The sequence below is a fragment of the Pseudogulbenkiania sp. NH8B genome, assembly GCF_000283535.1.
Taxonomy (GTDB): domain Bacteria; phylum Pseudomonadota; class Gammaproteobacteria; order Burkholderiales; family Chromobacteriaceae; genus Pseudogulbenkiania; species Pseudogulbenkiania ferrooxidans.
This window is the reverse complement of the sequence record NC_016002.1, coordinates 1,456,085-1,469,389: the sequence shown is the minus strand read 5'-3', so window position 1 is coordinate 1,469,389 and position 13,305 is coordinate 1,456,085. Positions and strand designations below refer to the sequence as shown.

The following is a 13,305-nucleotide window of genomic DNA, read 5'->3' as shown; positions in this document are numbered from 1 at the left end:
TTGTGACTCCTTCTGCCGCGGCCGGCGGTGAACGCCGGCCACTGATCGATAATTGCTGCGCTTAGTAAATATCGTGCTGGGTGTTAAACACGTTGAACTTGCCGGTCGGCGTCACCAGGCGCGGGTCCTTGATCACGGCCTTGAGCTTGCGCGTCTTGTCGTCCACCACCACGATGGCCGACTGCTTGTCCTTGGCGCTCCATACCGAGAACCACACCTCGTCGCCCGCCTTGTTGTACTCCGGCTGCACCACGCGCTTGGCACCGTCGCCAAGACCGGCCCACTCGCCCACCGGCAGCCGTACGAAGCCCTTGTCGAGGTGGTCGATGTCGTACACCGCTACCGACTGGCTCACCGACGAATCCGGGTTCAGCGTGGTGTCGACCCACAGATTCTTCGACTTGGGATGGGTCTTGATGAACAAGGAGCCGCCGCCCTGGCCCTGGATGCTAGCGACCATCTTCCAGGCGTACTGCTTGTGCTTGACCGGGTCGGAGCCGATCAGCGCGATGCTGTCGTCGCCGAGGTGGCCGGTGGCCCAGACCGGACCGAATTTCGGGTGCACGAAGTTGGCGCCACGGCCTGGGTGCGGGGTCTTGCCGACGTCGACCAGGCCCGCCAGCTTGTCTTCCTTGGTGTCGACCACGGCGATCTTGTTGGAGGCGTTGGCGGCGACGAAGAAGTAGCGGCCGGTGCGATCGAAACCGCCGTCGTGCAGGAACTTGGCGGCGTTGATGGTGGTGGTCTTGAGGTTGTTGAGGTCGGAGTAGTTGACCATCATGATCTTGCCGGTTTCCTTGGCGTTGATCACGAACTCCGGCTTGTAGTGGCTGGACACGATGGAGGCCACGCGCGGCTCGGGATGGTACTCGTTGTCCACCGTCATGCCACGCGTCGACACCACTTTCTGCGGCTTGAGGGTGTCGCCGTCCATGATCACGTACTGCGGCGGCCAGTAGGTGCCGGCCACGGCGATTTTGTCTTCCCAGCCCTTGAACTTGGAGGTCTCGACCGAGCGCGCTTCCAGCCCGACCTTGATCTCGGCCACGGTTTCGGGATGCTCCATCCACAGGTCGATCAGGTTGATCTTGGCGTCGCGGCCGATCACGTAAAGGTAGCGGCCGGAGGCCGACACGCGCGAAATGTGCACCGCGTAGCCGGTCTTGATGATGCTGATGATCTGCTTGCTGTCACCGTCGATCAGCGCGATCTCGCCGCTGTCGCGCAGCGTCACCGAGAACAGGTTGTCGAGGTTGTACTTGTTCATCTTCTTGGTCGGACGCTTGTCGACCGGGATCAACACCTTGCGCGTCTTCTCGATGTCGGCCAGCGAGTATTCCGGCGGGGTCGGCGGTTCCTGCTGCACGTAGCGCGCCATCAGGTCGACCTGGACATCGGACAGCTCACCCGAGGTGCCCCAGTTCGGCATGCCGGCGGGCGAGCCGTACTTGATGAAGGTCTTCAGGTACTCGGTGCCGCGCTCCAGCGTGATATCGGTGGTCAGCGGCTTGCCGGTGGCCCCCTTGCGCAGCACACCATGACAGCCGGCGCAGCGCTCGAAGTAGATCTGGCGTGCCTGCGCGAATTCCGCCTTGGTCATCGGCGGGGCCTTGGGATTGATGTTCTGGTGCATCTCCTGGCCGGCCAGGGGCGAGCCGCCAGCCTGGTAGGCCAGTTCCGGCGCGCTGGCGCCGGGAGGGGCGGCGAACGCCGCTGTCACTGCCAGCGGCAACGCCGCCATGACGGCTCTCTTGACCAGTACGGACATCCTCGGTGTGCTCATGGTGCATACTCCTTTGAAGGGTAAGGAATTGACACCGGCATCATCGGCCTGCCGCCCCTCCCCCTCCTTGATGCGCGTCAACGCTTGCTCAGGCAAATATGCAAAAGGGGTGAACCTTTTCGCTCTCAGCGCGTCAGCTGCGCATACAGCGTGGTCAGCACCTGCGGCAGGGTCTCGGCGCGCTGCACCACCACGTAGCCGCGGCTGCCAAACAGGTGCGGCAGGTAGTCGCCGGCCTCGCGGTCGATGGTGACGCAGAACGGCGTCACGCCGTCGCGGCGCGCCTCGAGGATGGCCTGGCGCGTGTCCTCGATGCCGTAGCGTCCCTCGTAGTGGTCCATGTCGTTGGGCTTGCCGTCGGAGACGATCAACAGCAGGCGCCGCTGCGCCGGCTGCTGCACGAGGATGCGCGCCGACTGGCGGATCGCCGCGCCCATGCGCGTGTAGTAGCCGGGACGCAGCGCCAGGATGCGGCCGCGCGCGGCGTCGTCGAAGGCGTCGGCGAAGTCCTTCAACAGCAGGTAGCGCACTTCGTGGCGCTTGAGCGAGGAGAAGCCGTAGAGGCCGAAGGCGTCGCCGCTGGCGGAGAGCGCCTCGGCGAACAGCAGCAGGCTGTCCTTGATGACGTCGATCACGCGGCCCGCCTCCCCGACCCAGCTCTCGGTGGAGAGCGACAGGTCGGCCAACAGCAGGCAGGCCAGGTTGCGCTCGCCCGGCGGCCAGGCCTGGTACAGCCCCGGCTCGCCCTGCGCCACACCGCTCTGGCGTTCGGCCATGAAACGGATGACGCGGTCGAGGTCGATGTCGGGCCCGTTGGTTTCGCCGCTCTTGCGCGTGCGTTCCGGCGCCAGCGCCTGGAACTGGCGGCGCAGCCGCCGTGCCAGCGGCAGCAGCCGATCCGGCAGCGGCGCCGGGCTGGCGTCGCGCGGGTGCATCGGCAGCAGGCGGCAGTGGTCGTCGATCAGCCGTTGCCGCTTCCAGTCCCATTCCGGCAACAGCAGGCCGGGGCCGAGCGGGGTGTCGTCGTACTCGGCGGAGGGTAGGTCGAGGTCGAACTTGAGGCGGCTGCCGCGCGTCTTGCTGTCGGCGGCGATGCTGAGCTTGTTCATGTCCTCGGCGGCGGCGGCGTTGTCCTCGTCTTCATCCTCGTCGTTGTGGCGGTTGACCTTGACGTACTCGTCCCAGGTGAACAGGCTCTCGGCGCGGAACACCATCAGCATGCCGTCCTTCTTGTCCTCCGGCACGATGCGCTGGGCGCGGTAGCGGCGGCGCTTCTGCGCGCTCTCGCGCGCCTTGTGCTCGCTGTCGTCGTCGGCCGGGGACTCCCCCGCGGCGCCGCCATTTTCGGCGCCGGTGGGCGGCGCCGGGTGCAGCCACAGCGGCACCGGCTGCGGCGGACGCTTGACCTCGGGCAGCGCCACCTCGCGTTCGGGGTGCTGCAGCGCCTGGCGGATGGCCTGCTCCACCGCGGCCTCGGGCGCCGACAGCCGCGCTGGGTCGGGGCGCAAGGCGAGCAAGGCGCCCACCAGCTGGTGGTAGCTGGCGGCGAGCCCGGGCATGCGTGCCAGGCAACGCTGCGTCGCCAGGCGGTTGCGCGTCAGCCAGTCGCCGCGCGGCGCCGGCTCGGCGGCCAGCGCCATCAGCCAGAAGTACAGCGCGCGGTTGAGCATGGCGGACGGGAACAGATCGAGTTTCTCCGGCAGATACAGCGCCTGGCGGTCGCTCCAGGCCAGTTCCACCTTCTCGCCGATGCCGGCCACGCGCTCGAGCAGCGAGCGGCGCGCGCCGTGCTCGGTGCCGACGGTGGAGCGCAGTACCAGCGCCGGGTCGCCGCCCATGGCACGGAAAAACGGCGGCGCCAACCGGGTCACGCCGGCCAGCGTCACTGCCGCCTGCGGGTGACCGCGGTAGGCGGCACGGGTGATCAGCCGGTCCCACCAGCCTCCGACAATATCTTCCATCGTCAATGCTCCTGACGGTGCCGCCACAAACCGGGCAGCGGGTAGCAGAAAGGCTGGTCGGCCAGCACCCGGGCCAGCGCCGCGATCCCCATCAGCGCCAGCACGGCGTGCAGCGCGAGGAAGGAGAGAATCAGCGGCAGCCAGCCGGCGGCGCGGGACGGGTCCAGCAGCAGGCCGCTCAGCGCCAGCGGGACCAGCAGCATGCCGGCGCGCCAGGAGGCCCCCCAGGACTGGTGCAGGGCTTCGGCCAACCTGGGCGTGGCCTGGCCGCGCCAGCGCCGGCGGCACCAGCACAGCAACAGGAAGGAGATGCCGGGGGCCAAGAGCAGGTTGGCGAGATACAGCGCGTGGGCCAGCACCACCTTATGCTGTTCGTCCTGCCGTTCGTCGTCGCCCATGTCAGGCGGCGAACTGGGTGTCGATGACGGCCAGGAGCGCCGCCAGGGTGTCGGCGTCGTCGGTCAGCGGCTCGGCCAGCGCGGTGCGGCAGGCGGTGAGCGGCGCCATGCCGGCGGCCATCAGCTTGGCGGCGTAGACCAGGAGGCGGGTGCTGACCGATTCGTCCAGGTCGTAGCCGGTGAGGCGGCGCAACTGGCCCGCCAGCGTCACCAGTTGCTTGGCGCGCCCGGCGTCGATGCCGCTCTCGCGCACCACCACGGCGTGCTCCACCTCGGGCTGCGGGAAGTCGAACGACATCGCCACGAAGCGCTGCCGCGTCGACGGCTTGAGGGTCTTCAGCACGTGCTGGTAGCCGGGGTTGTACGACACCACCAGCATGAAGTCGGGCGAGGCCTCTAGCACCTCGCCGGTGCGCTCGATCGGCAGGATGCGGCGGTCGTCGGTGAGCGGGTGTAGCACCACGGTGGTGTCCTTGCGCGCCTCGACCACTTCGTCGAGATAGCAGATGCCGCCCTCGCGCACGGCGCGGGTGAGCGGGCCGTCGCTCCAGTAGGTAGCGCCGTCGCCGATCAGGTGGCGGCCGACCAGGTCGGCGGCGGTCAGGTCGTCGTGGCAGGACACGGTGATCAGCGGCAGGCCGAGGCGCGCCGCCATGTGGGCGACGAAGCGGGTCTTGCCGCAGCCGGTGGGGCCCTTGATCAGCACCGGCAGCTGCTGGCGCCAGGCGGCCTCGAACAGCTCGCATTCGGAGCCGACCGGCTGGTAGAAAGGAACATCAAGCTGGGCCGAAACGGTGGGTGCGTTCATGGCGTTCTCTCACAGGAAACTAAAAATCAACACGGCGCTCACCAGCGCCAGCCAGCCGTGCACGGTCAGCCGCAGCCAGGCTGGGGCGTGGCGCAGGGCCATGTAGTGCTCGACGATGGCCAGGCCCTTGAGCCAGGCCACCGACAACGCCGCCAGCGCAAGGTGGCCGGGGGTGAGGTGAGCGTCAGCAAGAAAAGCCGCCAGCAGGGTCAGCGCGGTCAACCACAGCCACACCCGCCAGACGGTAGGGAAATCTCTCAAAGCGTTCATAGTCATCAACTTACGCGTCGGGCCCCGGCCTCACCTTGACCAAGGGCAAGCAATAAAAATCACTCAGAACCGGTTCAGGATGTGTCGCGGGTGCCCCTCGGCTGGGCTACGCCATGGCGTCCCGATCAGGGACGTGCAACACGATCGTGGACAGGCTCTAACGTGCCACGTACACCAGCGCGAACAGCACCACCCACACCAGGTCCACCATGTGCCAGTAGGCGGCAGCGGTCTCCACACCGGCGAGCTGGCCCGGCCGGTAGCGCCCGTCGCGGGCGTACACGGCCACGGCACCGATGATCACCATGCCGAGGATGACGTGCAGGAAGTGGAAGAAGGTGAGCGACAGGTAGAACATCCAGAAGGTGTCGCTCGACAGCGTGATACCGGCGGCGAACTTGCCGGCGAACTCGCCGCACTTGAGCACCACGAAGCCCATTCCCAGCGCCACGGTCAGCCACAGCAGACGCCGGGCGGTGCGCTGGCGATCGAGCACGAAGGCCCGCACCGCCGCCGACACGCTGGCACTGCCGGCGATCAGCAGCAAGGTATTGACGGTGGGCACGCCCAGCGCCAGCTGGCGCTGGCCGGCGACGAAGGTGGCAGGGTCGTGCGCCCGGGCGTAGCCGTAGGCGAGAAAGAACACCCCGAACACCAGCAGCTCGGCGAGGATGAAGAACCACATCGCCAGATCGCCAGGCACCTCGCGCGGGTTGGCCGAAGCCGACAGGGTTACGCTCTGGTTCATGTTTGCCTCCCAGGATCCGGCCCGGCCCCGCATCGCATCGCACACGCAGCGGGCCAAACCGGCTTCCGATAAAAAAAGGCGACCCGAATCCCCCCGGGCCGCCTTCAGCTACACACACTCAGTGGGCGGCTTCGTCGGTCTTGCCCTTGACGAAGAAGCTGATGATGTAGAGCGCGAGACCGATGAAGAACACCACGCCGCTGGCTTCACGCAGCCAGTAGTAGGTCGCGGCATGGTCCTGAGCGACCATGAACGGCATCGGTGTGGTACCCATGCGCTGCAGCGACACCTGCACGTAGCCGGCGGCGGTCAGGAACAGCGTGATGGCCACCATGGCGAGGGTCATCAGCCAGAACGACACCATCTCCAGTTTCTGGGCGCCGCGGCTGTTGGCCTCGCGACCACGCAGCTTGGGCATGGTGTAGGAGATCATCGTGATCACCACCATGGCGTAGGCACCGTAGAAGGCCATGTGACCGTGCGCGGCGGTGAGCTGGGTGCCGTGCGTCAGGTAGTTCACCGGAGCCAGCGTATGCAGGAAGCCCCATACCCCGGCGCCGAGGAAGGCCATCACACCGGTCCCCAGGGCCCACAGCACGGCGGCCTTGTTCGGGTGTTCGCGACGGCGACGATTGACCATGTTGAAGGCGAACAGCGTCATCATGAAGAACGGAATCGGTTCGATCGCCGAGAAGATCGAGCCCCACCACTGCCAGTACCCCGGGGTACCGATCCAGTAGTAGTGGTGACCGGTGCCGATGATGCCGGAGATCAGCGTCATGGCGATGATCACGTACAGCCACTTCTCCACCACCTCGCGGTCGACGCCGGTCACCTTGATCAGCACGAAGGCCAGCATGGCGCCCATGATCAGTTCCCACACGCCTTCCACCCACAGGTGCACCACGTACCACCAGAAGTACTTGTCCAGCACCAGGTTGGTCGGGTTGTAGAACGAGAACAGGAAGAAGATCGCCAGGCCCCACAGCCCCAGCATCATCACCAGGCTGACGCTGGTCTTGCGGCCGGACAGCACGGTCATCGACAGGTTGTAGAGGAAGGACAGCGCCACCAGCACGATCCCCACCTTGGTGATGGTGGGCTGCTCCAGGAACTCGCGTCCCATAGTCGGCAGGATTTCGTTGTGGGTCAGCTGGGCCAGCGTGGCGTACGGTACCGACAGGTAGCCGACGATGGTCAGGGCGCCCGCCACCAGGAACACCCAGAAGGTGATGATGGCGAGTTTAGGACTGTGCAGCTCCCGTTCCGACTCCTCCGGAATCATGTAGTAACCGGCGCCCATGAAGCCGAACAGCAGCCACACGATCAACAGGTTGGTGTGCACCATGCGCGCCACGTTGAACGGAATTTCCGGGAACAGGAAATCACCGATCACGTACTGCAGGCCCATGATCAGGCCGAACACGATCTGGCCGAAGAACAGCCCGATGGCGGCAATGAAGTAAGGCTTGGCTACCGCCTGCGAGCGGTATTTCAGCCGGGTGGCGGCGTGTTCCTCCACACCCCGAGGGGTGTCGAGAACCGCCGTGGTCGAGGTACTCATGCGAATCTCCCTAAATCTGACAAGAATTCATCCCGCTCGGCAGCCTTAGCCTTCGATGTTGGGCGGCCAGTTGTTGGTATTGATCTCGGAGCTGTACTTGAGGAAGGCGACCAGATCGTCCAGTTCGCCGTCGGTCAGATGGAACTGCGGCATCTGGCGACGACCCGGGGCGCCGGTCGGCTGACCCTTGATCCAGGCCTTGATGAACTCCGGTCCGCGGCGCTGGTAGACGTTGCCCAGTTCCGGCGCAAAGTAGGCGCCCTCACCCAACAGGGTGTGGCAGCCGATACAGTTGCGCGTCTCCCAGATGTTCTTGCCGCGTGCGACCTGCTCGGTCAGGTTGACGCGGTTGTCGCGCTTGGGCAGCGCCTGGGTGGTATCGAACGTCAATGCAAGAAACAACAGAAAGAAAAACACCGCCCCACCATAGAAAATATTGCGGGCGGTCGACTTGGTGAAGCTGGCGCTCATACGGCCTCCTATCACATATCACCGGAAACACCCGGTGCCTGGGGTAAACTGTATGGGCGATACATGTTTACGACATTGATGCGAATCAACGATTTCCCGGCCGCGCCATTCCTACACTTGCGCCATTGTCATCGCCTTGCTGCAGGAGTCCGCATGAACCACCCCGCCTCTCCCCCCCTCTCGGCAGCGGCCGCCAGCGCCGCTCAGACCGCCTCCGCCAACGACGACTTCCCCCCCGGCACGGTCTGCCTGATCGGCGCCGGGCCGGGCGATCCGGAGCTCATCACGGTCAAGGGACTGGCCCGGCTGCAACGAGCCGAGGTGGTGCTGTACGACCACCTGGTCGACCCCGCCGTGCTGGCGCTGGCGTCGCCCTCGGCCTGGCGCATTGACGTCGGCAAGGAAGCCAGCCGCCACACCTTGCCGCAGGGCGAGATCAACGCCCTGCTGATCCGCCAGGCACACCAGGGCCGGCGCGTGGCGCGCCTCAAGGGCGGCGACCCGTTCCTGTTCGGCCGCGGCGGCGAAGAGGTCCAGGCCCTGGCCAAGGCCGGCATTCCGTGCGAGGTGATCCCCGGCATCACCGCCGCCTGCGGCGCCGCGGCGCGCGGGCTGATCCCGCTCACCCACCGCGACCACGCCCAAGGCGTGAGCTTCGTCACCGGCCACCGCCGCGACGGCGAAGACGAACTCGAGTGGACGCGCCACACCGGCGCCGAGGAAACCCTGGTGATCTACATGGGCCTGGCCGAAGCGGCACGCATCTGTGCCGAGCTGATGCGCCACGGCCGCCCCGGCACCACCCCCGCGGCCGTGATCGAGCGCGCCACCACGCCGCAGCAGCGCATCGTCAGTGCCGACCTGGCCACCCTGCCGGCACGCATCGCGGCGGCCGGCGTGCGTCCGCCAGCCTTGCTGATCATCGGCGAGGTGGTGCGGCTCTACCCGACGCTGAGCGCCGCCCCAGCCCCCGTGGCAGCCGCGCCGGCATGAGCCTGCCGGCACGCGCCGGAAGTGTTGCATCGACCCGACACCGGCCCCGAGCAGGGCCGGTGCGCCTCGGCCCGGCGGTAGCGGCTCGGCAGCTCAACAGCCGACCAGTTTCGTCACCAAAGCGACTATTCTCCCCGCCGGCTCCCCGTGTCGGCGGGCACTGCCGGCACCCTGCCCGCTGCGCCGCGTCCGTGCCGCCGCCGGCGCGTGACGAATCACGTTGACAGGCTGCGGCGGCATCTCTAGATTCGGCACCAGCCGCGTCAAACATTGCGGGAGAGACCACCTTGAGCGGTGGCGCCGAAGGGGTATCGCCCCAGAAACTCTCAGGCAAAAGAACCGCAATGTCGTTCGGCTCTCTGGAGAGTAGGCCCGTGAGGCCTCGCCGAAGGAAGCATGGCCGGGTGCCCGTCACCCCGCCGTAATCTCTCAGGCAAAAGGACAGAGGGGGCGTCATCTGACCTGTGTCGGATGGGGACCCGCGTCCGTGCCGTTGCACCCGCCCTTTACCCCTTCCCTCGCCCGTGCGGGCCACAGGTCGACACCAACGACCGGGCACGCGGCGGCCGCCATTGGCCGCCGGCCCTGCAACAACAAGGACAGCACATGTTTACCCAGGATATGCAGATTGCCGGCTTTGACGACGCCCTGTGGAACGCGCTGGAGGCCGAGCGCCAGCGCCAGGAAGATCACATCGAGCTGATCGCCTCCGAAAACTACACCAGCCCGCGCGTGATGCAGGCGCAGGGCTCGCAACTCACCAACAAATATGCCGAAGGCTACCCCGGCAAGCGCTACTACGGCGGCTGCGAACACGTCGACGTGGTCGAGCAGCTCGCCATCGACCGCGCCAAGGAACTGTTCGGCGCCGACTACGCCAACGTGCAGCCGCACTCCGGCAGCCAGGCCAACGCTGCGGTCTACATGGCGCTCTTGGAACCGCACGACACCGTGCTCGGCATGAGCCTGGCGCACGGCGGCCACCTCACCCACGGCGCCAAGGTCAACTTCTCCGGCAAGCTCTACAACGCGGTGCAGTACGGCCTCAACCCGGAAACCGGCGAGATCGACTACGACGAAGTGCAAAGGTTGGCCGAAGAGCACAAGCCGAAGATGATCGTGGCCGGCTTCTCGGCTTACTCCCTGGTGCTCGACTTCGCCCGTTTCCGCCAGATCGCCGATAGCGTCGGCGCCTACCTGTTCGTCGACATGGCGCACGTCGCCGGCCTGGTCGCCGCCGGGCTGTACCCGAACCCGGTGCCGTTCGCCGACGTGGTCACCACCACCACCCACAAGACCCTGCGCGGCCCGCGCGGCGGCCTGATTCTGTGCAAGAGCAACCCGGAGCTGGAGAAGAAGTTCAGCTCGCTGGTGTTCCCCGGCATCCAGGGCGGCCCGCTGATGCACGTCATCGCCGCCAAGGCCGTGGCCTTCCTCGAAGCGCAGCAGCCGGAATTCAAGGCCTACCAGCAGCAGGTCATCGCCAACGCCCGCGCCATGGTCACGGTGTTCCAGAACCGCGGTTACAGCGTGGTGTCCAACAAGACGGACGACCACCTGTTCCTGCTGTCGCTGATCAGCCAGGGGCTGACCGGCAAGGCGGCCGACGCGGCACTGGGCGCGGCGCACATCACCGTCAACAAGAACGCCGTGCCGAACGATCCGCAAAGCCCGTTCGTCACCAGCGGCATCCGCATCGGCACCCCGGCCGTCACCACGCGCGGCTTCAAGGAAGCCGAAGTGGAGCGCGTGGCCGGCTGGATCTGCGACATCCTCGACGACATCGAGAACCCGGCGGTGATCGAGCGCGTCAAGCACCAGGTCGCCGAGCTGTGCGCGGCGTTCCCGGTGTACCGCGGCTAAGAACCCGCCTCACGATCGGTCGCGCACGCCGCAGGATGGGGGCAATTCAGAGGAACCCATCATCGATGGATTCCCGATCCTGCGATGAGGACAATGCCAACAGCCCTCTCGGAAACGTGGCAGGATCGTGACCCTTGATCGAGTTTTACCCCGGCCGGAAACGGCCGGGAGTTGTCTCCCGAATTCATCAGGCCCCCGCCTAGCGGGGTGCCGTAGCAAGAGAAGCAACCATGGCAATCAGCGTCTTTGACCTGTTCAAGATCGGCATCGGCCCGTCCAGTTCGCACACCGTCGGCCCGATGCGCGCCGCGCGCCAGTTCGTCGCCCGGCTGGAGAAGGACGGCCTGCTGGAACGAGTGGCCAGCGTGCGCAGCGAGCTGTTCGGCTCGCTCGGCGCCACCGGCAAGGGCCACGGCTCGGACGTGGCGGTACTGCTCGGCCTGCAGGGCGAACTGCCGGACGAAGTCGACACCGACGCGGTGCCGGCCATGGTGGCAGCAATCCGCAGCAACAAACGCCTGTCGCTGCTCGGCCAGCACGAAGTGGTGTTCACCGAGCCGGAGCACCTGGTGCTGCACAAGCGCAAGTCGCTGCCCTTCCACCCCAACGGCATGACCTTCGAGGCCCGCGACGATGCCGGCAACGTGCTCGACAAGCGCGCCTACTACTCGGTCGGCGGCGGCTTCGTGGTGGATGAGGCGGCGGTGGAGGCCGGCTTCGTGCCGCCGGGCGCCACCGAGCTGCGCCATCCGTTCAACAATGCCGCCGAGCTGCTGGCGCTGTGCAAGGAGCACAACAAGCCGATCAGCCAGATCATGCTGGAAAACGAACTAGCCTGGCGCAGCGAGGAAGAAGTGCGCGCCGGCCTGCTCAACATCTGGCATGTGATGCAGGCTTGCGTGAAACGCGGCTGCGCGCACGAAGGCATCCTGCCCGGCGGCATGAAGGTCAAGCGCCGCGCCGCCGACATGCACCGCAAGCTGCTGGCGGCACCGGAAGCCAGCCTGCGCGACCCGCTCACGGTGATCGACTGGGTCAACCTGTACGCGCTGGCGGTGAACGAAGAGAACGCCGGCGGCGGCCGCGTGGTCACCGCGCCGACCAACGGTGCAGCCGGCATCGTGCCGGCGGTGCTGCACTACTACTCGCGCTTCGTGCCGGGCGCCAACGAAGACGGCGTGGTGCGCTTCCTCTTGACGGCCGGCGCCATCGGCATCCTGTTCAAGCTCAACGCCTCGATCTCGGGCGCCGAAGTCGGCTGCCAGGGCGAAGTCGGCTCGGCCTGTTCGATGGCGGCGGGCGGGTTGGCCGAAGTGATGGGTGGCACCCCGGAGCAGGTGGAAAACGCCGCCGAGATCGGCATGGAACACAACCTCGGCCTCACCTGCGACCCGGTGGGCGGCCTGGTACAAGTGCCCTGCATCGAACGCAACGCCATGGCCTCGGTCAAGGCCATCAACGCGGTGCGCATGGCGCTGCGCGGCGACGGCCAGCACTTCGTCTCGCTCGACCGCGTCATCAAGACCATGCGCGACACCGGCCGCGACATGAGCACCAAGTACAAGGAAACCGCCCGCGGCGGCCTGGCCGTGAACATTGTCGAGGTGCCGGTCAACATCGTGGAATGCTGACCGCGTGCCCTCGGCACCCTTCCTCTGACGTCCCTTCCCCCGCTCGCCGGGGGTTCTTTTTTTGTCTGGTCCGCCTCAGCGATACAGCGCCGGAAACGCGCGGTGCAGGGCGTCGAGCTTGGGCAGATCGTTGATCACGATGTAAGGGTTGTCCGGGTGCAGCGCCAGGAAGTTCTGGTGGTAACCCTCGGCCGGATAGAACGCCTTGAGCGGCACTACCTGGGTGACGATGGGTTGGCCGAACACGCGCGCCTTGTCCAGCTGCGCGATATAGGCCTGCGCCACCTGTTTCTGGCCGGCGTCGGCATAGAAGATCGCCGAGCGGTACTGCGTGCCGTGGTCCGGCCCCTGGCGGTTCAGCTCGGTCGGGTCGTGCGCCACCGCGAAGAACACCTGCAACAGCTGGCCGTACGAGACCTTGGCTGAGTCGTAGGTGATCTTCACCGCTTCGGCGTGGCCGGTGGTCCCGCTGCTGACGGTCTCGTACTGGGCGCTGGCGGCGCCGCCGCCCGAGTAGCCCGATACCACGCTGGTGACGCCCTTGACGTGCTTGAACACCGCGTCGACACCCCAGAAGCAGCCACCGGCGAGCACGGCGACCTGGCTGCCGTGCACGGGGAGAGGCACGCCGGCAAAGGCGGGCACGGTCTGGGCACGAGCCGGCGCCAGCAGGCCGCTGCCGACCGACAGCACCAACAACAGGGTACGGATGCGAATCATGATCTTCCTCCTCAGCAAGTGGGATGGGAACGTGACGCCGGGCGCCGCCGGCAAAACCCGTCTGGCGTCGTTGCCCGCGTGCGAATCCTTAGGGT

Annotated in this window: 12 protein-coding genes and 1 riboswitch; of the genes, 3 read left to right on the top strand and 9 right to left on the bottom strand. The window is 66.7% G+C overall.

The window, feature by feature from the left end; genetic code table 11:
- Nucleotides 1-61 precede the first annotated feature (61 nt).
- The 8 genes from NH8B_RS06895 to NH8B_RS06860 all read right to left on the bottom strand — a co-directional run bounded on the left by NH8B_RS06895 (nucleotide 62) and on the right by NH8B_RS06860 (nucleotide 8,003).
- Nucleotides 62-1,783: a nitrite reductase gene (locus NH8B_RS06895; RefSeq protein ID WP_041702876.1), complete on the bottom strand. Its 1,722-nt coding sequence runs from the start codon at nucleotides 1,781-1,783 to the stop codon at nucleotides 62-64.
- Between the two features lie 125 nt (nucleotides 1,784-1,908).
- Nucleotides 1,909-3,744 (bottom strand): nitric oxide reductase activation protein NorD, encoded by a 1,836-nt coding sequence (locus tag NH8B_RS06890; RefSeq protein ID WP_014086631.1) that lies wholly within the window; start codon nucleotides 3,742-3,744, stop codon nucleotides 1,909-1,911.
- A 2-nt stretch (nucleotides 3,745-3,746) separates the two neighbouring features.
- Nucleotides 3,747-4,142: a hypothetical protein gene (locus tag NH8B_RS06885; protein ID WP_014086630.1), complete on the bottom strand. Its 396-nt coding sequence runs from the start codon at nucleotides 4,140-4,142 to the stop codon at nucleotides 3,747-3,749.
- A 1-nt stretch (nucleotide 4,143) separates the two neighbouring features.
- Complete coding sequence (locus NH8B_RS06880) at nucleotides 4,144-4,950, bottom strand: CbbQ/NirQ/NorQ/GpvN family protein (RefSeq protein WP_008953026.1); 807 nt, start codon at nucleotides 4,948-4,950, stop codon at nucleotides 4,144-4,146.
- 9 nt (nucleotides 4,951-4,959) lie between these two features.
- On the bottom strand, nucleotides 4,960-5,220 hold the full coding sequence (locus NH8B_RS06875) for a cytochrome C oxidase subunit IV family protein (RefSeq protein ID WP_014086629.1): 261 nt from the start codon (nucleotides 5,218-5,220) through the stop codon (nucleotides 4,960-4,962).
- 157 nt (nucleotides 5,221-5,377) lie between these two features.
- Entirely contained in the window at nucleotides 5,378-5,968 is a 591-nt protein-coding gene (locus NH8B_RS06870) for a cytochrome c oxidase subunit 3 family protein (RefSeq protein WP_008953028.1), read from the bottom strand.
- A 118-nt stretch (nucleotides 5,969-6,086) separates the two neighbouring features.
- The gene (locus NH8B_RS06865; protein WP_014086628.1) at nucleotides 6,087-7,532 is read right to left on the bottom strand and encodes a cbb3-type cytochrome c oxidase subunit I; all 1,446 of its coding nucleotides are present in this window, start codon (nucleotides 7,530-7,532) and stop codon (nucleotides 6,087-6,089) included.
- 45 nt (nucleotides 7,533-7,577) lie between these two features.
- Nucleotides 7,578-8,003 carry a c-type cytochrome gene (locus NH8B_RS06860; protein ID WP_008953030.1) on the bottom strand — a complete coding sequence of 142 codons (426 nt, stop codon included), beginning with the start codon at nucleotides 8,001-8,003 and terminating at the stop codon, nucleotides 7,578-7,580.
- Nucleotides 8,004-8,156: 153 nt separating this feature from the next.
- Here NH8B_RS06860 and cobA point away from each other — a divergent pair, with 153 nt between their 5' ends.
- The 3 genes from cobA (at nucleotide 8,157) to NH8B_RS06845 (ending at nucleotide 12,490) form a co-directional block, all read left to right on the top strand.
- Nucleotides 8,157-8,996, top strand: a complete 840-nt coding sequence (gene cobA / locus NH8B_RS06855; RefSeq protein ID WP_014086627.1) for a uroporphyrinogen-III C-methyltransferase — start codon at nucleotides 8,157-8,159, stop codon at nucleotides 8,994-8,996.
- Between the two features lie 263 nt (nucleotides 8,997-9,259).
- Nucleotides 9,260-9,348, top strand: a riboswitch (glycine riboswitch).
- A 254-nt stretch (nucleotides 9,349-9,602) separates the two neighbouring features.
- Nucleotides 9,603-10,859: a serine hydroxymethyltransferase gene (gene glyA, locus NH8B_RS06850; protein ID WP_014086625.1), complete on the top strand. Its 1,257-nt coding sequence runs from the start codon at nucleotides 9,603-9,605 to the stop codon at nucleotides 10,857-10,859.
- Between the two features lie 230 nt (nucleotides 10,860-11,089).
- Nucleotides 11,090-12,490, top strand: a complete 1,401-nt coding sequence (locus NH8B_RS06845; protein WP_008953033.1) for an L-serine ammonia-lyase — start codon at nucleotides 11,090-11,092, stop codon at nucleotides 12,488-12,490.
- A gap of 75 nt (nucleotides 12,491-12,565) precedes the next feature.
- On the opposite strand, the gene msrA is transcribed toward NH8B_RS06845, so the two are convergent.
- Complete coding sequence (msrA, locus tag NH8B_RS06840; protein ID WP_014086624.1) at nucleotides 12,566-13,210, bottom strand: peptide-methionine (S)-S-oxide reductase MsrA; 645 nt, start codon at nucleotides 13,208-13,210, stop codon at nucleotides 12,566-12,568.
- Nucleotides 13,211-13,305 lie beyond the last annotated feature (95 nt).

What these genes read in the sequence shown, in the direction of transcription:
- glyA (WP_014086625.1), top strand. Translation starts at nt 9,603, where the DNA reads ATGTTTACCCAGGATATGCAGATTGCCGGCTTTGACGACGCCCTGTGG.
- NH8B_RS06865 (WP_014086628.1), bottom strand. Translation starts at nt 7,532, where the DNA reads ATGAGTACCTCGACCACGGCGGTTCTCGACACCCCTCGGGGTGTGGAG.
- NH8B_RS06885 (WP_014086630.1), bottom strand. Translation starts at nt 4,142, where the DNA reads ATGGGCGACGACGAACGGCAGGACGAACAGCATAAGGTGGTGCTGGCC.
- NH8B_RS06880 (WP_008953026.1), bottom strand. Translation starts at nt 4,950, where the DNA reads ATGAACGCACCCACCGTTTCGGCCCAGCTTGATGTTCCTTTCTACCAG.
- NH8B_RS06860 (WP_008953030.1), bottom strand. Translation starts at nt 8,003, where the DNA reads ATGAGCGCCAGCTTCACCAAGTCGACCGCCCGCAATATTTTCTATGGT.
- msrA (WP_014086624.1), bottom strand. Translation starts at nt 13,210, where the DNA reads ATGATTCGCATCCGTACCCTGTTGTTGGTGCTGTCGGTCGGCAGCGGC.
- NH8B_RS06870 (WP_008953028.1), bottom strand. Translation starts at nt 5,968, where the DNA reads ATGAACCAGAGCGTAACCCTGTCGGCTTCGGCCAACCCGCGCGAGGTG.
- NH8B_RS06845 (WP_008953033.1), top strand. Translation starts at nt 11,090, where the DNA reads ATGGCAATCAGCGTCTTTGACCTGTTCAAGATCGGCATCGGCCCGTCC.
- NH8B_RS06890 (WP_014086631.1), bottom strand. Translation starts at nt 3,744, where the DNA reads ATGGAAGATATTGTCGGAGGCTGGTGGGACCGGCTGATCACCCGTGCC.
- NH8B_RS06895 (WP_041702876.1), bottom strand. Translation starts at nt 1,783, where the DNA reads ATGAGCACACCGAGGATGTCCGTACTGGTCAAGAGAGCCGTCATGGCG.
- cobA (WP_014086627.1), top strand. Translation starts at nt 8,157, where the DNA reads ATGAACCACCCCGCCTCTCCCCCCCTCTCGGCAGCGGCCGCCAGCGCC.
- NH8B_RS06875 (WP_014086629.1), bottom strand. Translation starts at nt 5,220, where the DNA reads ATGAACGCTTTGAGAGATTTCCCTACCGTCTGGCGGGTGTGGCTGTGG.